This is a genomic window from Hymenobacter telluris, from assembly GCF_017313265.1.
GTDB lineage: Bacteria > Bacteroidota > Bacteroidia > Cytophagales > Hymenobacteraceae > Hymenobacter > Hymenobacter telluris.
In genome coordinates this window covers 351030-374582 of the sequence record NZ_JAFLQZ010000002.1, presented here as the reverse complement: position 1 = coordinate 374582, position 23553 = coordinate 351030, and the positions used below count along the sequence as shown (strand labels likewise).

The window sequence follows — 23553 nt, the reverse complement described above, 5'->3', positions numbered from 1 at the left end:
CCCCTCTCTTTTGGAGAGGGGGCTAGGGGGTGAGGTTGCCATCCCGCTCCCAGGCGTGCAGCTCGGCTTGCAGGTTGCGGCGGGCGGCGGCATCTAGGCGGATGCGGTAGGTTTCGGTTTGGTAGAGTACGGGCGTGTGCAGCAGCTTTTCCAGCACTTTGCGCCGGCCGCGCCGGTACAGGATGTCGGGCACCAGACGGTATTCCTGCCGCACTTGGCGGGCGTATTCCCAGTATGCGGCTTCAGGAGCGCCCAGAATGCCGAGGTCGGCATCCAGAAACAGGTGCAGGTCGGTGTCGTTGGGGGGCTGGGGCTGGGTGTGGTCTTTGGTACGCTCAATCAGGAAAGCCACCCGCTGCTGCCGGTCTGGGGGCAGCGTGGTGTCGGCCAGAAACTGCAAGGCCAGCTCGGCGCTGCGGGCTTCGTTGTCGTCGCGCATCGGGTTGTACACGGCGTCATGAAACCACACGGCCAGCTGCACCACCGGCATATCCTGCACTGCTTCCGCTTGCTGTTGCACGGCGTCGAGCAATATCTGCACGTGGCGCAGGTTGTGGTAGTGCCGCCCCGAGGCCGTGTACGCAGCCACTAACTGGTGCAGCGTAGCGTCGCGGCGGGTGGCGTCGGGCAAGAACGGGGCGGTGAGCTGGTGCCACTGAGCGGCAAGGCTGGTATCCATAGAGAGGTAGCAACTGGGACAAGCTAAATGTAAGGTATCCGCTGATTCTGGAGCTGCAAGGGCTCCACCAACCCGAAAAGCAAGGCACGAAAAAAAGGGGAGGAAAGCTCCTCCCCTTTTCCGGGTTTTACGGTTGCAGCGCCGACTATTCGAGCACCACCTTGCGGGTGATAATCGTCTGGCCTACCTGCATGCGGAGCGTGTAGAGCCCTTTGGCCAGGTTCTGCACGGGCAGCGCCTTGTCGGCGTTGCCGCCCTGCACGGCTACTGCCTGCGTGAATACCTGCTGGCCGAGGCTGTTGAAGAGTACCGCTTGTACCGTACCTACATTGCCAGCACCACGGATAGCCAGGTTCAGCGTACCATCGTGGCTTGGGTTCGGATACAGGTTCACTTCGCCTTGTGCCAGAGTGCCCGTGCCCGATGAAAGCACCGTCAGGAGCTGCACAGTAAACGCCCCCGTGAAGTCGCTGGAGCTGTAGCCCGACACCGACACGTAGTACGTAGTACCAATCGTCAGGCCGCTGGCGTTCAGCGAACCAGCCGAGGTGTTGGCCCCAGTGCCAGCCTGGCAGGCAATCTGCGTGAACGGTCCGGCGCAAGCACCAGCCGAGAACAGCCGCACTTGGCCGGCAGGGTTGCCCGTTACTCGTACTTGAGCGGTAGTAGCCGTAGCCACGAAGCGGAACCACACGTCTTTAGGTGCACCGGCCGTCGAGCAGCCAGGGTTCTGGTAGCCTGCTGGCGTGGTGGTGGTAGCACCCAAGTTGGTAGCGTTGGTGGCCGTAGCGCCAGCCGTGAGCACAATGGCGTTGCAGGGCTCATCGTTGGCAGCCGGACCGAGGGCCGTACGGAAGCAGGTTGGGCCGGTGAAGGCGCTAACGCCGCTGGCCGCGTTGCACTCCTGCCGCACGTAGAAGCAGTACTGCGTATCAGCCGTCAGGCCGGTAATGGTGGCAGAAGTACCGGTGATACCCTGAACACGCACCCCTGCACCCACCGTGAAGCCTGGTGCACCATACTCTATTGTGTAGGTGCCGCTTGGCGTAGTTGAGGTAACCGACCAGCTTAGCGTAGCCGAAGTGGCCGTGAGCGTAGTAGCCGCCGGCCCTACTGGTACAGGGCAAGTGCTTGGCGCCACGGCGCACATCGTGAAGTTGCCTAGCGTGGCCGTGTTGGTGTAGCCCGATACCTGCACGTAGTAATCGGTGCTGGGCGTGAGGCCGGTGAGAGCCAGCACGGGAGCCGGCGAAGTAGCTGAAACGGAGGCAGCGCAACCATTAGCTACTGGTACCAAAGCCCCAGAGCACAAGCTGCCGGAGAACACGCGCACCACGTTGGCGGGCGCACCCGTTACGGTTAGGGTTACTTCCGTAGCACCCCGGTTGGCAGCGTTGGTCCGGAACTTGAACCACACGTCTTTCGGCGAGGTCAGACCCGACGGGCCGCAGTTACCAGTACCGCCGTTGGTGTAGCCGTTAGGCGTAGTGGTGGTAGCACCGTCGTTGGTGGTTTGTACTGGCACCGTGCAGTCAGAGCCCAGCGTCAGGCTGATGGCACCGCAAGGCTCATCATTGATAATACGGGTGTTGAAGTTGATAGGACCAGCCAGACCCGACTGTGTACCACCGCAGTTCTGCGATACATAGAACTGATACTGCGTGCCCGCCGTCAGGCCGGTAATGGTGTAGGGGCTGGTTACGTTCGGCACCGTAGTACCATTGCCAGGCGTGAAGCCGGCCGGACCGTACTGGATAGAGTAAGTGCCCGTACCCGTGCCCTGCCATGTAACAGTGGCCGAGGTAGTGGTGGTAGCAGTAACCGCCAGGTTCACCGGTGTTAAGCAGCCCAGCGCCGATTCGAGGCGGATGTTGTCGAGGCCGATATCGGTTACGCCGAAGTCAGCCCGGCCGCGGAAGCGGATGACGGCCGTGGCCGACGTGCTGTTCAGGATGAGGGCCTGCTGGCTGAAGCCCGCCGTTGTGGTACCGCTTTGGTTGAGGCGCAACAGCGCCGGCCCGAACGTGAGGCCTCCGTCAGTGGATAGATGCACGGTCAGGGAATCGGAGCCGCTGGTGTTGATGAAGTCGAACGACAGCTGCTTGGCACCGGCCTGGCTCAGGTTCACGAACAGGTCGAAGGTGCCAACCTGGCCGCTGCTGGCCTGGCCGCTGTGGAAGCGGGCCGAGTGCGTACCCGTGCTGCCGGTTGGTGTGTAGCCCCACGAGGTAGGACTTACCCATGCCCCGGCAACGCCGTCGTCTTCCCGGCGCCACGAGTTGTTGCCCGTAGCCGGCGTGTTGCGCCAGTTGTTGGTGGGTACTTCCCGCGTATCGCAACGGCTGATCCACGTATTCTCGAAACTTTCGATTACGGGTAGTGTAGCGTAAATAGGCGTCAGGCAGGCCGTGCGGAACGTTACCGGTCCGGCATTGCCCGACGAGGTGCCGCCGCAATCCTGGCGGACATAGAACTCATACTCGGTGCTGGCGGCCAGCCCCGGAATGGTGGCGGTGTTGCCGGTGATGCCCGTAACCTGCTGGCTGCCCGTGCCACCCGGCGTGAAACCAGGAGCCCCATAAAACACCGTGTACGTGCCGGTATTAGTACCCTGCCAGGCAACCAGCGCCGAGTTGGCCGTGGTGCTGGTAGTGGTCAGGTTGATGGGAGTGGTACAACCCGCCGCCGACTCAAGCCGAATGTTGTCGAGTCCGATGTCCGTGGTGCCGAAGTCGGCGCGGGCGCGGAAGCGAAGAACGGCCGTGGCCGACGTGCTGTTTAGCAGCAGCGTTTGGGTGGTGTAGCCGGTAGCAGCCACAATACCACGGCGCAGCAGTGCCGGCCCAAACGTAATACCACCATCCGTGGAAAGATGAATGGTCAGCGAGTCGTTGCCAGTGGTGTTGATGTAATCGAAGGAAAGCTGCTTGGCACCGGCCTGGCTCAGGTTCACGAACAGGTCGAGGGTGCCAACCTGGCCGCTGCTGGCCTGGCCGCTGTGGAAACGGGCCGAGCGAGTACCAACGCTACCCGTAGGCGTATAGCCCCAGGAAGTCGGGCTCACCCATGCCCCTCCAACACCGTCGTCGTCGCGGCGCCACGAGTTGTTGCCGGTGGCCGGCGTGTTGCGCCAGTTGTTGCTGGGCACTTCCCGCGTATCGCAACGGCTGATCCAGGTGTTCTCGAAGCTTTCCACTACGGGCAGCGTAGCGTAAAGCGGCGTCAGGCAGTCGGTGCGGAACGTTACCGGCCCGGCATTGCCCGAGAAGCTGGTGCCGCAGGTTTGGCGCACATAAAACTGATACTCCGTGCTGGGCGTCAGGCCAGGAATAGTAGCGGTGGTACCGGTAGCAGTCAGTTGCTGGCTGCCCGTGCCGCCCGGCGTAAACCCGGCTGGGCCATAGAACACGGTGTAGCCGCTAGCACCCGTGCCCGCGCTGGCCCACGACACTACAGCCGAGGTGGAAGTAGTACCCGTAACAGCCAACGCCAACGGCGCCAAGCAGCTGTTCACCGACTCGATACGCACATTGTCGATACCTATGTCGGAGGTGAAGGTGGCGGTAACTTTACCCGTAAAGCGCACTACGGCCGTAGCCGACGTGCCAGTGAGGGTAACGCTTTGCGGCCGGAACCCCTGGGCCACCGTGCCGCTTTGGCCAAGCCGCAACACCGGCGCACCAAACGTAACGCCACCATCGTTGGACACGCTCACCAGCAACGAGTCGTTGCCAGCCGTGTTGATGTAGTCGAAGGCCAGGCCCTTACCGCCGGCTGTGCTCAGGTTCACGTACACATCCAGGCTACCCGTGGCCGCAGCACCAGCATAATAGCTGTGGAAGCGGGCCGAGCGGCTGCCCTGGCTGGCGGCCGGCGTGTATACGCCTACTGTGGGGCTGGTCCAGTTGGCGGTGGCACCGTCGTCGTCGCGGCGCCACGAGCTGTTGCCGCTTGAAGGATTGGTGCGCCAGTTGGTGTTGGGTGCGTCGTGGCTGTTGCACACATCCAGCCAGGTGTTTTCAAAGCTCTGAATAACCGGCAACGTGGCGTACGCCACTTGCACCACCGTTACCTGTGCGGGCGTGGAAGTGGCCGACTGGCCGCTGCACGTCAGGCGGGCGCGGTAGTAGCGCGTGGCCGTCAGAACGGGCGTGGTATACGTAAAGCCCGTCGCTCCGGTGATGTCGGTGTACGTAACCCCGTCCGTTGACTGCTGCCATTGGTAGGTCAGGCCCGTGCCGAACGTAGCGCCCTGCAAGCTCAGGCTAACCGAGTTGCCGGTGCAGATAGAGGTTGAGGAAGCCACCGTGGTGCCAGCCGTAGGCGGAGCCGTGCAAGCACTAGCGGGTGCGTACGTAATGCGTAGCGTAGGCCGGAAGTTGCCGTAGCTCCCCGTGGTAAGGGCCGCCGTTATGGGGGCGCTGTCGGCGTAGCCAATAGCAAAGCCGGTAGCCGGGTTGGCTACAAAGTTGACTGCGCCCGAGGCCGTGCCTTGCTTCTGATGGTCGAGCAGCACCAGCAAGTTACCCCCGGTGTACACGAAAGGCTGGTTGAGGGCCACGCTGAAGTAAGTGCCCGCTGCCCCGGTTACCTGCTGGGTGGTGGAAGAGTACACCGCCGTTGCACCAGTGGTAAGCGCAGTCCAGGCAGTGCCCGTTGCCAGGGTGGTAGCGGTGCTGTTGGCCAGCAATACGTTGAACACGTTGTTGCCGGTCAGGGTACCCGCATCCGACTTCAACCAGGCCAGCTCCGTAATAACTGCGCCCGTTGGTACGCCCAGCTCAGCCGGCGTGTAGAGGTGCGCATACCGGGAATAATCGAAGGTCGAGGTTGTCGACGACCGATAAATTGGCCCGTAGAAGTACGAGCTGAGCACCGGCGACACCACGGGAACAGTTGTTGAGCCAATGGTGGTGGTTTGAGCCAGCGCACCACCGGCAGCCAGCAGCCAAACGGCTAGTAGCAGCAAACAGCGGGCACCATGAAAAATTCGCGCCTGAAAGCGCCAGGGTAAGGGTGTGACCATAGGGTGGAAAAAAGGTGAAAAGAAGGTGGCCTTACTAGACCGTGGCTAAATATAAGCTAAACACGGCATTAGTCGAATGCTACTTTTTCACCTTTAAACTCCATATGCAAGCCGCTGCTTCCAGGAAAACTGCATTTACAGGGTTTTCAACGGGATTCTGCGGGTATTTTCTACAGGTAATTTTCTAGTTCAACTTCTGCTATGCTACGCCCCGTTTACATACCTCATCAGCAACTCGGCAGCCCCCAGGCTTATTGCTCCGCCAGATAAGGGCAGTGGCAACGACTAGTAGCTACCGCTCAATTAGCCGTTTCCACCCCGTATGGGTTTGGGCGCCGCACCTCCAGGTACCGCTCCGGCGCGGCTAGCGGCTGAAAGCCAAACTGCTGGTAAAGCCCGTGGGCATCGAGCGTGGCCAGCAAGTGCCGCCGTAGGCCGCGCAGGTCGTGGTGGCCCCACACCACTTCCATCAGCCATTTTGAGAGGCCCCGGCCCCGGTAGGCGGGCAGCACGAATACGTCGCAGAGCCAGGCAAACGTGGCCCGGTCGGTTACTACGCGCGCAAAGCCGGCCAGCTGCCCGTCGGGGGCATACACGCCAAAGTTCAGGGAGTTGGCCACGGCCCGCGTCAGGGTTTCCAGCGGAATGCCCTTGGCCCAGTACGACTCCTCGGCTAAGTAGCGGTGAATAGCAGCCATATCCAGCCGGGTGGGGTCGGTGCTAATCAGGAAATGGTCGGGGCGGCGGTGCTCGGGGTGCGGCATAGTAGTTGGCGGAAACAGATACGCCGGGAAAATACGACATCTGTTTGGCTGCGCCAGCTCCCGGCGCGGCAGCGCTTCATTGGGCTGCGTGCACTTGACGGCAGGGCAGACGTGCTGGCCATACACTATAGTATAGCAACCGGGCCGTGTGATTAACCTCGCCTTTACGACCTACCGATGATGGCGAGGGCTGTTGCCCAGAGGCTTCTTTTTAACTGAGGCAAAGCAATCTTTCCGTTGCATAGTTTCGTAGCTTGAAGGCCGCCCCTGGATACGTAAACAATTTGGTACCTTTCTCTGGCTCCATTTGCCTTTTTAGTTGACTACTGCCGCGCCCGTTGCCATTCTGCTTTTTACCCGCTCGGCGGCGGAAGAGGCGCGGCATAAACGGTTCGTTGGCCACGGCCCCCCCGGCCGCAATGTGTCGGTTGCCGCGCAGCTCATTCACCATGCCCAAGCTACCGCTGCCCTGGCAGGCGTCGATGTGGTGTGTGTGGACTCAAGCCAGCAAACGGGGGCTACATTTGGCGAGCGGCTGGCGGACGCCATGCAGCAGGTATTCGGACTGGGCTACGAGCAAGTGCTGGTTATCGGCAACGACTGCCCGCAGCTCGCCCCCCACCTGCTGCGCCAGGCCGTAGCGGCGGTGCGGTGCGGCAAAACGGTGTTAGGACCGGCTACGGATGGTGGCGTCTACCTGCTGGGCATTTCGCGGCGGTGGTTCGAGCAAGCCTGCTGGCAGGCGCTGCCCTGGCAGACCCGGCACTTAGGAGCGGCCTTGCAACAAGTTTGTCGCCAGCATAAAGCCCTGGTAGAGTTCCTGCCGCTGTTGGCCGACGTGGATAACGAGCAAGACCTGGTACGGGTATTACACCAGCCCTTGCCCAGAGCCTTACGCCGCCGGCTGCGGCATATCTGCTTCGCAAAGCCCATCCTACGGGTGAGCAGTAGCCGGAGGGTACGCCGCTTGGCCACCACGGCACAGCCGCACCGGGGGCCACCGGTGACCGGAACATACTGTTGAGTTTCCCTCCCCAGCCAGCCAAGTACAGTTCCGAAAAACTTGGCCTGACCGGTTGGGTAGGCGCACGCCAGCGGAGCGTCTCGAAAAACAAGCGTTTTTCGGCAACAGGCCAGCCCCGTCGAAACGCGCTGCCAAGCACCGGCCGCCCTACTACCAATTAGCGGACACCCACCTTACGGCGGCCGATTTTCAGCATCGGTTGTCTGGGCTCTCCCCTCGCATGCGGCAGATAATGGCTACAGCTGGCTTCGCCGCCCGCAGCAACTGGGCCCTTCGCCGCCCCGTGCTCGAAGGCCCTGACTTCGGGTGCACGTCTTTTCTGTCCGTCGTTCCTGGACCATCTCATTGTGTAAAGTGCCAAAATTTCTTTTCTCGAATACTTCCCATACATGCGACAAAGACTACTACATATTGCCTGTTTTTCCTTGGTATCCGTGTCGGCAGTTGCCCAGAAACTCACCGGGCAGGTGGTAGACGGTGCTTCGTCGCAGCCGATACCGGGGGCCACCGTGCAGGTGAAACGCACGCAGGCCGGTACGCTCACGAATGCCACGGGCACATTCACACTGACCAATCTGCAGCCCGCCGACATCCTTGTTTTTTCGTCCCTCGGCTACCAACCGCAGGAAATCCAGTACACCGGCCAAACCAACCTGACGGTTAACCTGGTGGCGGGCCTTTCGCTCAATGAAGTGGTCGTGACGGCCCTGGGGCTGGAGCGCAACGCCCAGAGTTTGGGGTACGCGGTGCAAAAGGTGGAGGGCCGCCAGATTAGCGAGGTGAAGACGCCCAACTTCCTCGACAATCTGGCGGGTAAAGTAGCGGGCGTCATCGTCACGGGGGGCTCTACCGGGGTGGGGGCGTCGTCGCGCATCGTCATCCGCGGCGAGTCGTCCTTTACTAATAACAATCCCCTGTTTGTGGTCGACGGCATCATCATCAACAACGCCACGGTGGTCAACCGCGTCAACGACGATGCCAACGGGTTTCAGGAAATTGATTTCGGCAACGGGGCGGGCGAAATCAACCCCGACGATGTGGCGTCGGTATCGGTGCTGAAAGGCCCCAGCGCGGCCGCCCTCTACGGCACCCGGGCCTCCAACGGGGTTATTTTGATTACGACGAAAGACGGCTCGTCGGCGGGCAAGGGCATTGGCGTGAGCTTCAACAGCACTTTCTACGCCGAGCAGCCATTTCAGCTGCCCCAGTTTCAGAACACCTACGGGCAGGGCAACAGCGGGGCGTTCCGGTACGGCGACGGCCTGGGCGGGGGTGTCAACGACAACATTTCGTACAGCTACGGCCCCCGGCTGGACGCGGGCCTGCTGATTCCGCAGTACGACAGCCCCGTGACCCTGCCGAGCGGCCAATTGGTGCGGGGCGCCGATACGCGGCTCTACAGCGGCCTGCCCATCACCCCCACGCCGTTCGTGGCGCACCCCGATAACCTGAAGGATTTTTACCAGACCGGACACACGGCCATCAACAACCTGGCCGTGGCGGGCGACTACGAGAAAGGCAGCTACCGGCTTTCCTACACCGACCTCAACAGCCAGTCGATTATTCCGGGGGTGGACCTGAAGCGCAAAACCCTGGCCGCCCGGCTGCAGTTCGACCCAACCCGGCGGCTGAAAATCAGCTCCTCGATTAACTACATTAACAGCGGCAGCAAAAACCGCCCCGCCACCAAGTACGGCTCGGAAAACACCAACTACGCCCTGAGCGCCTGGCTGGGCCGCCAAACCGATGTCAACCCCATGAAGCAGTACTGGCAGCCGGGGCTGGAGGGCATTCAGCAATTTTCCTACAACTACACCTTCTTCGACAACCCGTATTTCACGCTCTACGAAAACCGGAACTCGTTTACCCGCGACCGGCTCATCGGCAACCTGGCTGTAACGGGCGAGCTGGCCAGCAACCTGACGCTGCTGGTGCGCAGCAGCATGGACTACTCCAACGAGGACCGCCAGTTTCGCCGGGCCTTCAGCAGCAACCGCTTCAAAAGTGGTGCTTATGCCGAAAACGGCGTGTTCTTCCGGGAAATCAACACCGACTTCCTGCTCAACTACACCCGCAGCCTGGGGCCACTCTCGCTCGACGTATCGGCCGGGGGCAACCGTATGGACCAGCACACCTCTTTCGACCAATACCAGGCCCTGACGCTGGCGCAGCCGGGCGTGTTCAAGCTCAACAACGCCGCCTCGCCGGTGGAGGTGTACCAGCAGAGCGGCCGCAAGCGCATCAACAGCCTGTACGCCCTGGCCAAGCTCGGGTATAAGGACCTCTTATTTGTGGATATCACCGGGCGCAACGACTGGTCGAGCGCCCTGGCTACGCCCTCATCGACGGCCAACACGTCATTTTTCTACCCGTCGGTATCGGCTAGCTGGGTGCTGTCCAACCAGTTCCGGCTGCCCACGGTGGTGTCCTTTGCCAAAGTGCGGGCCAGCGCCGCCAACGTCGGCAACGACACCAGCCCCTACCAGACGGCGGGGGTGTACAACGCCCGAAACCCGGTTTTTTCGCAGCCGGCGTTCAGCGAGCAGAGCACCATTGCCAACACCAACCTGAAACCCGAGTCCATTACCTCGCTGGAAGCCGGGGCCGATGTCCGCTTCTTCCAGGACCGGCTAGGGTTCGACCTGACCTATTACGACGCCCGCACCCGCAACCAGATTTTGTCGCTGCCCATTGCCATTCCCACGGGCTACAGCGAGCGGGTCATCAACGGCGGCGAAGTTCGCTCGCGGGGCATCGAGGCGGTGGTGAGTGCCACGCCCGTGCAGACCAGCCGCTTCCGGTGGAATGCGAGCCTGAATTTCAGCCGCAACCGCACCACCGTGGTATCCTTGCCCGAAGAGGCCGGCACCCTGACGCTGGGCTACAACCGCATCTACGACAACGTAAACCAGACCGTGTGGTACCAGGTGCGGCAGGGCGACCGGATGGGCGACATGTGGGGCACCGGCTACCTGCGCAGCCCACAGGGCGACTTCATCGTGGGCAGCAACGGGCAGTACATTGCCGACAACACCCTGAAAAAGCTGGGCAACTACAACCCCGACTTCATGCTGGGCCTGTCGAATCAGTTCAGCGTCGGCCATTTTAACCTCGGCTTTCTGCTCGACTGGCGGCAGGGCGGCATCCTGGTGTCGCGCACGCTGGCCCTGGCCGGCGTGGCGGGGCAGCTGAAGGAAACGGCCGACCGGCCCGATGCGGGCATCGTGGCCAAGGGCGTGGTGAATACCGGCACTGCCGAAAACCCGAACTACCAGCCCAACACTCGCGCCATTCCGGCCGAAACCTACTACCGGATGTACTATGACCGGAACCACGAGGAGAATAACACCTACGATGCCTCCTACGTGAAGCTGCGGGAACTGACCATCGGCTACTCGGTGCCCCAAACGGCCTGGCTGGCCCAAAAGCTGCATACCCAGCAGCTGACCATTGCCCTGGTTGGCCGCAACTTGGCGGCCCTCTCGCACATTCCGCACTTCGACCCCGAGCAGACCTCGTTCCAGCAAAACCAGCTGCAGACCGGCGTCGAGGACATGACCTACCCCACCACCCGCAACGTGGGCCTGAAACTAAGCGCGACCTTCTAAGCCCCGCAACCAGATTATGAAACGGAAATTAACTAGCTTCCTCCTGCTGGCCGCCCTGGCTGGCCTTCTGCCCGCGTGTACGGACGGCTTCGAGGAAATCAACACGAACCCCAACGCGCCAGTCGACGTGCAGCCGTCGCTGCTGCTGCGCAAAATCATCTTCGACCAAGGCGAGCAGATGTCCTACGAAGCCTTCGTGGCGGGCAACTTGCTGGGGCAGTACTTCACGGCCATCGACTTCAACCTGTTCGACCGGCATAGCCTGAGCGAACCGCAGTACGGCGGCAACCCCTGGCCGTTTCTGTACAGCAACCTGCGCGACAACGAGATTCTGCTGCAAAAAGCGCGCGCGAATCCGGCGTTCGGGGTGTACGAAGGCCCGGCCCTAATCATGAAAGCCTACCTCACCGCCACGCTGACGGACCTGTACGGCGACGTTCCCTACAGCGAAGCGCTACAAGGCAAAGAAGGGGTGACTACGCCGGCCTACGACACGCAGGAAGCCATCTACACGGCGCCCGGCGGCATCCTCGACAACCTGGACAAGGGCATTGCCGCCATCACCAATTACCAAGGCGTTACGGCGCTCGACGGCGACATCCTCTACAATGGCAACCGTAGTAAATGGGTGCTGTTTGCCAACTCGCTGAAAATTAAGTGCCTGATGCGGATATCGAGTAAGGTAAATGTGCAGGCGGCCCTGCAACGAGTCGTGGCTGATGGCAATTACATCCGGGCGAATGCCGACAATGCCGCCTTCCGCTTCTCGCTGGCGCAGCCCAACAATTTCCGCATGTCGACGGCCCGTGTCGGTGACTTCAACCTGTTCATCATGTCCAAAACCAGCGAGGAGCTGCTGACGGGCCTGAGCGACCCGCGGATAGCAACCTATTTCCGCCCCACGGCCGCCATGCCGGGCACCTACCGAGGCCTGTTGAACGGACCGGATGCTTCCCGGCTCACTATTTCGGTGGCCGATTACTCGCTGACGGGCACCATCTTCCGGGAAAATTCGGACCGGTTGTCGGCCAATTACATGACCGCCGCCGAAACCAGCTTCTGGCTGGCCGAAGCCGCCCAGCGGGGGCTGGTGTCCGGCTCGGCGAGGACCTTGTACGAGCAGGGCATCACGCAGTCGTTTGCTTACTGGGGCGTGGCGCTGCCCGCCAGCTACCTCACCAGCAGCCAGGTCGCTTACAATCAGAACGGCCAAAACCCCATTGAGCAAATCCTGACGCAGAAATGGCTGGGCAACATCAACAATGCCTACGAAGGCTGGACCGAGTACCGCCGGACGGGTTTCCCCCGCCTGAAAACCGTTTCGGCCAGCCTCAACAATAACTTGATTCCCAAGCGGATGCCCTACCCCGCCACGGAAAGCGCGCTGAACGCGGCGCAGTACCAAAAAGCGGCCGCCAACACCCAGAATAACAGCATCAACGTTCCCGTATGGTGGGCGCGCTAATTACCCTCCTTTCGCTAGATTTGACCGTTTTCGTGAACACTTGCCAACGGGCACTTTATTGCTGAATGAAACTATCCGTCATCGGCCTTTTGGCAGTGGTAACCGCTTCGGGCTGCACCTCCCCAGACCAAACATCACAGGATCAACTGACCATCGTTCAGCGCCCCAAGGCCACGCCACGCCGCATGTATTGGCCGCTGGATTCGGTAGTGGAACGGCGTGACACCTTGTTGCCCGGGCCGGAGCGGTACCGCGTGCAGGTGGTGACCACGTGCTTGAATGATAGTGCCGTGGTCAACCATATCGTGGAGGACGCTGGCCCAGCATTAGACGTCTCACACAATTACCAGAGCGAGCTGTTTGTGTTCCGGGGCGACAAGCCGTGGCTGCACCAGCGGCTGACTAAGGCGCTGTTTGCGGACAACCCTATTGCTAAACAATTAGGCTCGGCACAGGAATGGGCTCTGTCGCGGACCGCTTTTGTGGGGTGCCAGCAAGGAAAATTTCGCTTTTATACGCGCTTGGGCGTCCCGGATTCGGACGTCTTCATGGAAGCGCAAGTGGCCCTCAGTCCCACGCAAGGGCTACAAGTAATAAGCGTTCAACAACCTGTAGAATAAGCAGAATAATCCTCGCATGAGTACAACCCTGTTGCAGTGGGCGTTGGTCCTGGCCTCCAGCGTCACGCTGTTTCTCGTGTCCCCGCTGTCGCGCACCGCGGCCGAGTTTTTCCAGGGCGCCCGCAAAGAGCGGACTCCTAATACCGTTTTTCTGACGAGTAGCTTAGTTATCTCCTGGCTGTTTGCCAAGTCGATTACCAACGCCGCCAACCTGGGCCAGAGCTTCGGGCTGGTGGGGGGCGTGGCCTACGCGGGGTATTACCTCTCGTTTTTGGTGGCCGGTTTCGTTATTGTCGCCATGCGCAACCGAGGGGGCTACCGCAGCATCCACCATTTTCTGGAATCGAAGTATGGCGCGGGGGCGGTGGTCGTCTTCACCTTCCTGATTATCATCCGGCTCTACAACGAAATCTGGTCCAATACCATCGTCATCGGCTCTTATTTCGGTGCGCAGGGTACGACCGATTACTACGTCGCCATTGTGGTGTTCACCCTGCTCACGCTGGCCTACACGCTCAAGGGCGGCATGAGCAGCTCGATTATGACCGACGTGATTCAACTCTCACTGTTTGTGGTGCTGCTCACGGTGATTCTGGGGTTCATCCTGCCGCAGTACGAGGGCAGCCTGCAGCCCTTCCTCAGCAGTGGGGAATGGACCCTGGGGCAGGGCGTCGATTTGCTGCTGGTGGCGTTGGTGCAGTGTTTCAGCTACCCCTTTCACGACCCGGTGCTCACCGACCGGGGCTTTATCACCGATACGCGCACCACGCTGCGGTCCTACCTCTGGGCGGGGGCCATCGGCGCGGGCTGCATCATCTTTTTCAGCTTCGTGGGCATCTTCGCCAAGCTCAACGCCCTGACCGGCGAAGCCCCGGTGGCCGTGGCGCGCTACTTCGGGGTGCCCATGCTGCTGCTCATGAATCTCATCATGGTCACTTCGGCCTCCTCGACCCTCGATTCGGCCATGGCTTCCTTCTCCAAGCTCATCAGCATCGACCTGAGCAAAGCGGCCGAGCCCAGCGTATCGCGGGGCCGGTGGGCCATGGTGGTTTTGACGGTGCTAGGTACCGTTCCGGTGTTTTTCAACCCCGCCATTCTCTCGGCCACCACCATCAGCGGCACACTGGTGCTGGGGCTGGCCCCCGTGTTTCTGTTCTGGCACGTGCCCGTGCCGCGCTTGGCTTTTCACCTGTCCGTAGTAGGGGGGCTGGTGCTGGGCGCTTTGCTCACGCTGTTTCCCCTGCCCGAAACCCTGCACCTGGGCGACGGCAAATACGGGGCCCTGCTCAGTACCAACCTGATTACGTCGGGGTTCTGTTTCGCGGTATTCGGCCTCTGTGCGCTGCTCCAAAAAAAAACCGCTCATGGATAACCCCCTCACCCAGGACATCGGCCCGCGCCGCGGCCGGCTGCTCGTTTTCGGCGGCCCTTACTCGAACCTCCAGGCGCTGCAGGCCCTTAAAGCCATTGCCGACCGGCTGCAGATTCCGGCGGGCAATATCATCTGCACGGGCGACATCGTGGGCTACTGCGCCCAGCCCGAGGCCGCGGTGCAGTTTGTGCAGGACTGGGGCATCCACGCCATTCAGGGCAACGTGGAGCAGAACATCATCCGGGGCGAAGACGACTGCGGCTGCAACTTCGCCGAGGGCAGCCGGTGCGACCTGCTGTCCCGCGCCTGGTTTCCCTACGCGGTGCGGAGCCTCTCGGCCGGCTCGGTGGCCTGGCTAAGCACCCTGCCGCTGCAGCTCTCGTTCCGCTACGCGGGCAAGGCGGTGGCCGTGCTGCACGGGGCCGCCACCGGCATTGCCGATTTCGTGTTTGCCTCAACTCCCTGGCCGGTGAAGGAAACCAGCTTTGCCGCCACCGGCGCCGAAGTAATCCTGGCCGGCCACGCCGGGCTGCCCTTCGCAGATGCGCGGGCTGGGCATTACTGGCTCAACGCGGGCGTGATTGGGATGCCCGCCAACGACGGCACCCCGCGGGTGTGGTACCTGCTGCTCGATGACACCGATGGCCGGTTTAGCTACACCTTCCACGCCTTCACCTACGACAACGGCTGGGCCAATGAGCTGATGCTTGCCAATGGGCTTCCCGATTCCTACGCGCACACGCTCCTGACGGGCATCTGGGACAACTGCGAAATTTTGCCAGCGGCCGAGAAGGCGTTACAGGGCCAAGCCATTGTGCTGCATGAGGAAGCTAACGAACTGAAAGGCTCTTGCCCTTCTCTCAATCGTTCAAAACAGGCCCTCATGTAATATCCTGTGTCCACTGGGTATGGCGCTATGAGTTTTACCTGCTCTCTTTAACCGTGAAGAACTGCGCTTCGGAACAGCTTAGATTCCTTAACGGGATTTGTAATAATCTAAGAGCGTATTCGAGAATTGGGCAGGAGGCTAAAAAAAACGGGCCAGTAAGTTGCGCGAGGAGTTCCTAGGCTGCCGCGAGCATTATGGTTGATGGGTTTCCTCCCCTACTGACTCGCCGTGGCAAGTTATCGAGTTGCTGCCCACGCAACGGCGCCGGCGCCTGTGTTTGCGACGGGTGTTCAACGCGTTGCGCTAGGTTTGCCGCACCGGCGGCCAATGGCGGGCACTGCCGCCACAGTTTCCGCCCTGGGCAGCGGTGTACCACTATTTCTACCGTTGGCAGCGCCTGGGCTTGTGGCAGCAGCTCCACACGGTCGTCAACGTGCCGGACCGGGTCGTTTGGGTCGCGCATTCACCCCGGCGCTGGGTAGTCGAGCGCACTTTCGCTTAGCTGGCCTGCTTTCGCCGCGTGGTTGTTGCTTATGAATTTACTTCCGCCAGCTATGCTTGCTTTTCTCTTCGTCTGTAAAAGCAATGATTGCGCAGTAGGCACTAGCTGACCCGGTTCGAAAAACGGGCTGGCGCACCACTTCTTACACCTACTTCGAACATTCTTTTCAGCTCAGCGTGCTCAGGCGGCCGGTGGGGGAGCTGGCGCATCGGGCTGCTTCGCCTGCCGGATATCCGCCTGTGACTTCGGCACTTCCCCCCTACCCGCAGGCCAGCCTTCGCGCTGCGTCTTCCGGTTGCCGTCGGTGGCTTCGGTTTGGTCGTGCCACAGGATTTGCTGAGTAGGGTAAGGCAGGTCGATGCCGTGGGCCGTGAGCGTATTTTTGATGGCTTCCAGCACCCTATCCTGCGCGTCCATCACGTCAGCACGGCGCGGCGGGTTGATCTACCAGCGCGCCCGTAGGTTGACGCTGCTGCCCGCCAGATCCACCACCAGCGCCTCGGGGGCAGGGTCGGTCAGCACACCATCCACGCCGCGCATTGCTTCCACTATCAACTGCCGGGCCTTAGCAATATCGTCGCCGTAGCCGATGCCAATATCGTACTGCAGGCGACGCTTGTCGTAGGCCGTATTCACCGTCACGGCGTTGATAAACAGCTCGGCGTTCGGAATAACCACGCGCCGGCCATCGTAGGTTTTGATGGTGGTGGCGCGGGTCTGGATGGACTCAACGTTGCCCTCGAAGTCTTTGTACTTGATCTGGTCGTTGATTTTGAACGGCTCGGTGATGAGCAGCAGAATCCCGGCCAGAAAGTTTTGAAAGATGTCTTTGAAAGCAAAGCCGATGGCCACGCCGCCAATGCCCAGCGCACTTACCAAACTGGCCGGCGTGAAGCTGGGTACTATAATCGTGACCGTTACCATGACACCCAGAATCAGGGCCGCAACATAAGACAGGCGGCTAAGAAGTAGCTTCAGGCTCTGGCTTTGTCGCCGGTTTTCCACCACGCGCTCCACCAACGACCTCACCCCGCGGGCCAGGAAGAGAAAGATGACGAAAACAGCGAGGCCGAAGAGCAGGTTGGGCAGCAAAGCCATGAAATCACGGCCCATCTGGTTGATTTTCTGCCAGGCAATTGAAAAATCCATGCGGGGGAGAGAGAAAAGAGGAATATAGCGCCAGCATCTGGTGCCGGGCTCTTCCCTCAACGGCAACGAGGATATCTGGTTGAATTCGGTTTGCCTAGCAGGTTAGTGAGATGCCGGCACGGGCGGGTCGGTCGTGGCATCCTCCGGGTACAAGCGCCGGATCAGCTTTTCTAGCGTGAGGCCCTGCACGATGACCGAGAAGACCACCACGGCGTAGGTAATGGCCACAATCAGGCTTTTGTGCGGCACGTTGCTGCCAATGGACAGGGCCAATGCCACCGAAATGCCACCGCGCAGGCCGCCCCAGGTCATCATCAGTGGGGCCTTGTGGTCGAGCGTGAGCCAGCGGCGGGTCAGGCGGTAGGGCAGCCAGATGGCCACGAAGCGCGCGGCCAACACCAATACAATGGCCACGCCGCACAGCAGCCAGTAAGAGGAGTGAAACTGAACGACCAGCAGCTCCACCCCAATGAGCACGAACAGCACCGCGTTGAGAATACCGTCGAGCAGCTCCCAGAACTTGTCCACGTATTCCTCCGTCTGGGCACTCATGGCGTCCTGTCGGGCCCGGTCGCCCACGAACAGGCCCGCCACCACCATGGCCAGTGGCCCCGAAATGTGCAGCTGCTGAGCCACCAGGTAGCCACCCAGCACCCCGGCCAGCGTTAGCAGCACCTCGGTTTGGTAGTGGTTAATAGAGCGCAGCAGGCGGTAGAGCCCGTAGCCCAGCACCAGCCCGAAAAGGATACCCCCGCCCGCTTCCTGCACGAACAGCCAGGCCACGTGGCCCGCACTAAAGTTCTCAGGCCCTTCCAGTACCAACTCGTAGAGACTGGCAAACACGACCACGCCCACGCCGTCGTTGAAAAGCGACTCGCCCACAATGTTGAGCTTCACGTTTTCTGGCAGCTTGAAGCGGGCCAAAATGCCCAGCACGGCAATCGGGTCGGTGGGCGAAATCAGGGCCCCGAACAGTAGACACAGCGGCAGGGGCAGCGGGGTAGCCGGTTCCAGCCAGCGGCTCAGCCCAAACAGCCCGCCCCCGATAAGCGCCGTACTCAGCAGCACGCCAACCACCGAGAATAGTACCACCGAGCGCCGTTCCACCCGCAGCTGCGCCGCGTCGGTATGGAAGGCCCCGGCGAAGAGCAGTAAGCTCAGCATTACCTCAAACAGCACCCGGTCGAACTCGATGCCCACCACCGTCCGTCGCACGGCCCCAAACAAGTCGGGGTAAACCCAGTGCGTCCCCAGCAGCGCCAGCGAGAAGCCCAACGACACAACCATGATACCAATGGCATCGGGTAGCTTCAGCAGGCGCGTGTTGAGGTAGGCAAACAGAGCCGCTACCACAATGAGCAGCGTAATCAGGGTAAATAAATCCATAGAAAGAAAATCAGGTACTAAGCGCAGTACCAGCGCAGCCCATTATGCATCGGGCAAAGAAGGCGGGTGAGTTTACGGCAAATGGTTGAGCTTGGACAACAGTAGGCGAAGTGGCAGGCGCATGAAAAGCAAGCGTGCTACTCGTTGCCTTCTACCCGAAACTTCGGGGCTACATAGTCCTTGGGTAGAAAATCGGTAGGAATGGTGGTGTGATGGCCGTCCCGCACAGCGCGATAGTGGGGCGACATCAGTTCGATGCCGGCTTTATTGAACTCGTCTTGAATGTTTTGGTGAATGCGCGAATAAATCAGGGCCTGCTTGCTGGCCTCTCGGGTATACGCGTTGAGCTGGTAGCTGGCATAATAATCGTCGAGGCTGGTTTGGAGCACAAAGGGCTTAGGCTCGGGCAGTACGCCCTCAGCCCCCAGGGCGGCGGCTACAAGCAGCTCGTGCACCTGCGGCCAGGGCACATCATAGCCAATCGTGACGGTGGTGTGCAGCACCAGCCCCAGGGTAGGCGCGGCGCTGGTGAAGTTGGTGGTGTAAGAACTCATAATAGAGGAATTCGGGATGGTGATTTCCTCGTTTTTGATGGTGCGGATGCGCGTTACCAGCAGGTTTTTCTCGATGATGTCGCCGGTTACGTCCCCAATTTTCACCCTATCGCCCAGCTTGTAGGCGCGCATGTAAGTGAGCACCAGGCCGGCCACGATGTTGGAGAGGGAGCCCGCTGAGCCGAAGGTGAACAGGAAGCCCAGAAACACCGACACGCCCTTGAAGATGGGCGACTCGGAGCCCGGTAAGTAGGGAAAAATCACCACCAGCAGAAAAGCAAACACCAGCACCCGCACAATTTGGTAGGTCGGGTTGGCCCAGTCCGGATAAAAACCCTCCAGGGTGAGGTGCCCCAACCGAATTTCCTCTTTCAGAAAATGTAGTCCCCGCAGTAGGTAGCGGAATACCGTGACAATCACCACAATGGTAATAAGATTGGGCAGGTAGTGCCAGAGCGAGAGACCAATGCGGCGTAGGGGCGTGAGCACGTAACCGAGCAGCATATCGGCCACGTCCTGGGTGCCGGGAAAGATGCTGAACAGTAGCGGGAGTACCAGGTAAATAATGAGGAAAATGACCACCCAGCGCAGCACGTTGAGCAGCAGCAGGGCCGTTTCCAGCTCGCGCCGGGGTGTAAACAGGTCGTAGGTGCCTAGCCGCACGCCCCGAAACCAGGTGTCCTCGCGCCGGGTAAGCTGCAACTGTAGCCAGCGAAAAAACTGATTAACAAAGCGCACCACGAAGTAGAAAGCCACCAGCACTAGCAGCACCAGCCCAATTTCCTTGAGGATGTTGACGAAGCTGTGCTGCTGCTTGTACGTTGCCACAGTTTGCACAATGCGCGCCCGGTACTGGCGGGCCAGCGAGTCGCGCGGGGTGTTCATCCAGAGCGCATCGTTGTCGGAAATGCTTTGCACCACCAACTCGCCGTATAGCAGGTCAATGGTTTGCTCGGAGGGGTAGAGGCGCAGCGAATCAGGGTGGTAGCGCACATCGGCTTCCAGGCGCTGCACTTTCTCGGCAATGAGGGCGGCCCGCTCGCGGGGCGAGAAGGGGCCGAGCTTGGTGTAAACGTAAAACAGGGTATCGTTGTGCAGCACGACTGGGTAGCCGCGGGTGTGCTGCCTAAGCGAGTCGATATGCCGGCGGGCTTGCACGCGGCGCAACGAATCGGCGGCGCGCAACGCCGTCAACTCTTGGGTTAACTTCTGCTCCTGGGCGCGGTTGGGGCCGTTTTTCAGCGTGAGCAGTTCTTGCTGCACTTGGCTGAGGCGGGCACTGGCCTGGCGGCGTAGCGAATCGAGTTGACGCAGGGTGCGCGTATCGGTGCTCAGCGTCTGGGTCCGGGCCGAATCGGAGCCGACGGGAGCCTGAGCAGCAGCCTGAATGGGGCAGATGAACCCGCTTACCAGTAACCACAGGGCAAGTAAGCCCAGATACGAGAGAGAAGTGAAGAGCGCGGTAAGCCGTTGAGACATAGAAACTACTGTAAACGCACTGGGTAGCTTGGTGAGCGGATACGACGAATTTGCGAACAAGATAGGTGACAGCAAATCGTGTTTGCGCACTTAGCGTTTTCGCGCCGGGCTCGGAATTTCAACTACCAGTTGCACAGGCTGCCGCATACCGGTGCGTAAGCTCAACCACTGACGCAGCCGTTGCTGCTCGGCGGCAGGTAGCGGGCCGCTGGCACGCAGGGCTACCACAAGGGTCGTATCGGCACGCAAGGAGTCAGCAGCCGGCCGCACCAGTTGGCTCAGGCCCAACTGACGTACGGTAGGGTGCTCTACCTGTACCTCGCGCAGCAAGGCCGGAGCCGTGGGGAAGACGGTAGTGGTTGCCGTGGCGAGGCTATCGGACCGTAACAGCAATTGCTGGAGCTGGGCTAAGCGCGTATCATAGCCGGCAAGGGTTTGCTCGTTGCGGCTGCGTATGTCTTCGAGCAGGCTGGTGCGCAGGGCGCGGGCGTCGGTCGAGTCGAGGCCCGCCAAGCCTTGGCGCACCGTAAGCTGCGTAGTAGGCAAGCGGTACTGGCTCAGGCGGGCGCGGGCCGTGCGCAGCTGGTCCGGAGTAAGGCGCTGGCCCGCCAGCAGCACGTTGATGGTACCGGCGCTGGCCTCGATGCGGCGCGTTACCACGTAGGTACCGGGCAGGCTCAGTTGCTCATCTATGAACTGCTGGGCGTTGTGGGCAAACACGGTATTGCGCACGATACCTACGGCCAAGTATACGCTCGGGCCGGCCGTGAGCAAGGCCACCGCCCAGATGCTGCGGTTCACCCAGCGGCCTCGCCGGCCGCTGTCAAACTGATGCTGGGGCAGCGGCAGGATGCGGGCCACCAGAAACGTGGCCAAGCTGATGAACACGCAGTTGATAAAGAATAAGTACAGCGCCCCGAACAGGTAAGCCCAGTGCGCCGTGGCCAGCCCGTAGCCCGCCGTGCAGAGTGGCGGCATCAGGGCCGTAGCAATAGCTACGCCGGGCACCACGTTGCCCCGCTCGCGGCGGGTGAAGCCAATGGCCCCCGCGGCCCCACCAAACAGGGCAATGGCTACGTCCCAGGTTGTGGGCGAGGTGCGGGCCAGCAGTTCAGAGCCTGCGTCGGTGAGGGGCGTAACGTAGAAATACAGCGCCGATACCAGTAGGCTGAGGCCGGCCGCAATGAACAGGTTTTTCAGCCCGCGCTGAATCAGGTTGACTTCAACTGTGGCCGCCCCGAAGCCGATGCCTACGATGGGCCCCATGAGGGGTGAAATGAGCATGGCACCAATAATGACGGCCGTGGAGTTGACATTGAGCCCCACCGAGGCCACCAAAATGGCGAAGATGAGCACCCACAAATTAGTGCCCTTAAAGACCAGCCCGTCCTCCACATCGGCCATGATTTCGGTCGGTTCGGCCATGTCAGAGGATAAGTCGAAGTGGGCGCGCACCCAGCGCAGAAAAGCAAAGTTCATAGGCCAAAAGCAGCTGGAAAAAGAACGGTGGGAAGTGAACAGGTGACAGCTCGTGCCTGCCTGAGCTTATCGTAGCCTTACGCAGATGCCGGCAAAAATGCTGTTTCCGGTTGCCCCCAGCTGTTATCGTCCCCTGCCGGCCAGCGAAAAGCGCACCCTTGCCGTACACAGCAGCAGTTATCTCACGTACTTGGTTGCTAATGCCGCTTTCTTTTCTGCGCCGCTTTTGGCAGCGCCTGCACGATTCGCTGTGGTTTGTACCGGGCCTGCTGGTGCTCGGCGCGTGCGCCCTGGCATATGGGCTGATTGAGTTTGACCGCCGCACTTCGTTCGATGGAGCCAAGCAGTTTCCGTTGCTTTTCGGCGTGGGTGCCCAGGGCTCGCGCAGCATGCTCACGGCCGTGGCTGGCTCCATGCTGACGGTGGCGGCGCTGGTATTCTCGCTCACGCTTTCCACCATTTCGCAGGTCAGCAGCCAGTACTCACCCCGCGTACTGCGCAACTTCATGCGCGACCGGGGCAACCAGGTGGTGATGGGCTATTTCGTGGGTGTCTTTGCTTATTGCCTGCTGGTGTTGGGTACTATCCGAGGCACCGAGGAGCAGAAGTTTGTGCCTTCCACGGCCGTGACGGGTGGTTTGGCGTTGGCGCTGGGCGGCGTGGCGGCGCTCATCTACTTCATTCACCACATTGCCGAGTCGCTGCAAACTGATACGATTTTGCAACGCATCAGCCGCCAGAGTCGAGAGGCAGTAGACGAGCTGTTTCCTGAAACGCTGGGCGAGCCCGCCCTCGATCCAACCCGGCAAGCGGCCTGGCGCGCGGCCGAGGCCCGGCCTGGCTGGCAGCCCGTGCGCGCTGCCCAAACGGGCTATGTGCAGCGCATCGACGCGGCGGGGCTGCTCGCCTGGGCCAACCAGCACCAGGCGTGGCTGCGGATCGAGCAGCCGGTAGGTGCCTTCGTGGGCGAAGGCAACAACCTACTACGCTACCTGCGGCAGGGCGCGGCCACGGCCCTAAGCCCGGCCGACCACGCGGCGCTGGCGCGTTGCGTGCGGCTGGAAGGGTACCGCAGCATCAAACAAGATGTTGGCTTCGGGATACAGCAACTGGTTGATATTGCGCTGAAGGCTCTCTCGCCTGGCATCAACGATACCACGACGGCCATCATGGCTGTCGACCACTTGGGCTTGCTAGTGCAACGGCTGGCCGAAAGGCCGTTTCCAGCTACCCTCCGCACGGCCCCAGGCGAAGCACCCGTGCTGCTGTACGTACCGGACCGTGACTTTGGTGGGTATCTGAAGTTGGCCTTTGACTTGGTGCGCATTAATGCCAAAGGCAACCACGCTCTGTTTCGGCGAGTGTTGCGGGCGCTGGCCCAGGTGGGGGAAGCTGCCCGTAGTGCCGAACGCAAAGCCGCTGTAGAAGCCCAGGCCAGGCTGCTGCTGCGCCAAGCTGATGACACCCTGGCCACCGAGTACGAAAAAGAGGCGGTACGCGCCACTTACGAAGAAGTGAAAGCCTGCTGGTTGGCCGTTCTTTAGCTTGTTGCCTTAG

Annotated in this window: 15 protein-coding genes and 1 pseudogene; 8 read left to right on the top strand and 8 right to left on the bottom strand. The window is 60.9% G+C overall.

Translation table 11 applies throughout. The features are described from left to right. Positions 1-22: 22 nt before the first annotated feature. The 3 genes from J0X19_RS03825 to J0X19_RS03815 all read right to left on the bottom strand — a co-directional run bounded on the left by J0X19_RS03825 (position 23) and on the right by J0X19_RS03815 (position 6469). Entirely contained in the window at positions 23-679 is a 657-nt protein-coding gene (locus tag J0X19_RS03825; protein WP_206981386.1) for an HD domain-containing protein, read from the bottom strand. 145 nt (positions 680-824) lie between these two features. Next, positions 825-5705, bottom strand: a complete 4881-nt coding sequence (locus tag J0X19_RS03820) for a fibronectin type III domain-containing protein (RefSeq protein ID WP_206981384.1) — start codon at positions 5703-5705, stop codon at positions 825-827. A gap of 299 nt (positions 5706-6004) precedes the next feature. Beyond that, the gene (locus tag J0X19_RS03815) at positions 6005-6469 is read right to left on the bottom strand and encodes a GNAT family N-acetyltransferase (protein ID WP_206981375.1); all 465 of its coding nucleotides are present in this window, start codon (positions 6467-6469) and stop codon (positions 6005-6007) included. Between the two features lie 319 nt (positions 6470-6788). Between J0X19_RS03815 and J0X19_RS03810 the strand changes: the two genes are divergently transcribed. From J0X19_RS03810 to J0X19_RS25210, 7 genes and pseudogenes are all read left to right on the top strand, one after another. Then, positions 6789-7493 carry a TIGR04282 family arsenosugar biosynthesis glycosyltransferase gene (locus J0X19_RS03810; protein WP_206981373.1) on the top strand — a complete coding sequence of 235 codons (705 nt, stop codon included), beginning with the start codon at positions 6789-6791 and terminating at the stop codon, positions 7491-7493. A 389-nt stretch (positions 7494-7882) separates the two neighbouring features. Next, complete coding sequence (locus tag J0X19_RS03805; protein WP_206981372.1) at positions 7883-11101, top strand: SusC/RagA family TonB-linked outer membrane protein; 3219 nt, start codon at positions 7883-7885, stop codon at positions 11099-11101. Between the two features lie 16 nt (positions 11102-11117). Next, a complete protein-coding gene (locus J0X19_RS03800) occupies positions 11118-12566 on the top strand; it encodes a SusD/RagB family nutrient-binding outer membrane lipoprotein (protein WP_206981363.1) in 1449 nt (482 codons plus the stop codon). A 65-nt stretch (positions 12567-12631) separates the two neighbouring features. Next, positions 12632-13186, top strand: coding sequence for a DUF4738 domain-containing protein (locus tag J0X19_RS03795; RefSeq protein ID WP_206981362.1), 555 nt, complete (start codon positions 12632-12634; stop codon positions 13184-13186). 16 nt (positions 13187-13202) lie between these two features. Further along, positions 13203-14558, top strand: coding sequence for a sodium:solute symporter family transporter (locus J0X19_RS03790; protein WP_206981361.1), 1356 nt, complete (start codon positions 13203-13205; stop codon positions 14556-14558). Then, a complete protein-coding gene (locus J0X19_RS03785; protein ID WP_206981359.1) occupies positions 14551-15447 on the top strand; it encodes a metallophosphoesterase family protein in 897 nt (298 codons plus the stop codon). The genes J0X19_RS03790 and J0X19_RS03785 overlap by 8 nt, the downstream gene beginning before the upstream one ends. Before the next feature lie 319 nt (positions 15448-15766). After that, positions 15767-15949, top strand: a pseudogene (locus tag J0X19_RS25210) (transposase); the annotation flags it as partial. A 180-nt stretch (positions 15950-16129) separates the two neighbouring features. On the opposite strand, the gene J0X19_RS03775 reads toward J0X19_RS25210, so the two are convergent. The 5 genes from J0X19_RS03775 to J0X19_RS03755 form a co-directional block, all read right to left on the bottom strand. Beyond that, positions 16130-16369, bottom strand: coding sequence for a hypothetical protein (locus J0X19_RS03775; RefSeq protein ID WP_206981357.1), 240 nt, complete (start codon positions 16367-16369; stop codon positions 16130-16132). Positions 16370-16393: 24 nt separating this feature from the next. Then, positions 16394-17098 (bottom strand): mechanosensitive ion channel family protein, encoded by a 705-nt coding sequence (locus tag J0X19_RS03770; RefSeq protein WP_206981355.1) that lies wholly within the window; start codon positions 17096-17098, stop codon positions 16394-16396. 102 nt (positions 17099-17200) lie between these two features. After that, positions 17201-18484: a cation:proton antiporter gene (locus J0X19_RS03765; RefSeq protein ID WP_206981346.1), complete on the bottom strand. Its 1284-nt coding sequence runs from the start codon at positions 18482-18484 to the stop codon at positions 17201-17203. Positions 18485-18621: 137 nt separating this feature from the next. Further along, positions 18622-20517 (bottom strand): mechanosensitive ion channel family protein, encoded by a 1896-nt coding sequence (locus J0X19_RS03760; RefSeq protein ID WP_206981344.1) that lies wholly within the window; start codon positions 20515-20517, stop codon positions 18622-18624. A gap of 90 nt (positions 20518-20607) precedes the next feature. After that, positions 20608-21996 (bottom strand): DUF389 domain-containing protein, encoded by a 1389-nt coding sequence (locus J0X19_RS03755; protein ID WP_206981342.1) that lies wholly within the window; start codon positions 21994-21996, stop codon positions 20608-20610. Between the two features lie 200 nt (positions 21997-22196). On the opposite strand from J0X19_RS03755, the gene J0X19_RS03750 reads away from it, so the two are divergent. Next, positions 22197-23540, top strand: a complete 1344-nt coding sequence (locus J0X19_RS03750; protein WP_206981340.1) for a DUF2254 domain-containing protein — start codon at positions 22197-22199, stop codon at positions 23538-23540. The last annotated feature ends 13 nt before the right edge of the window (positions 23541-23553 follow it).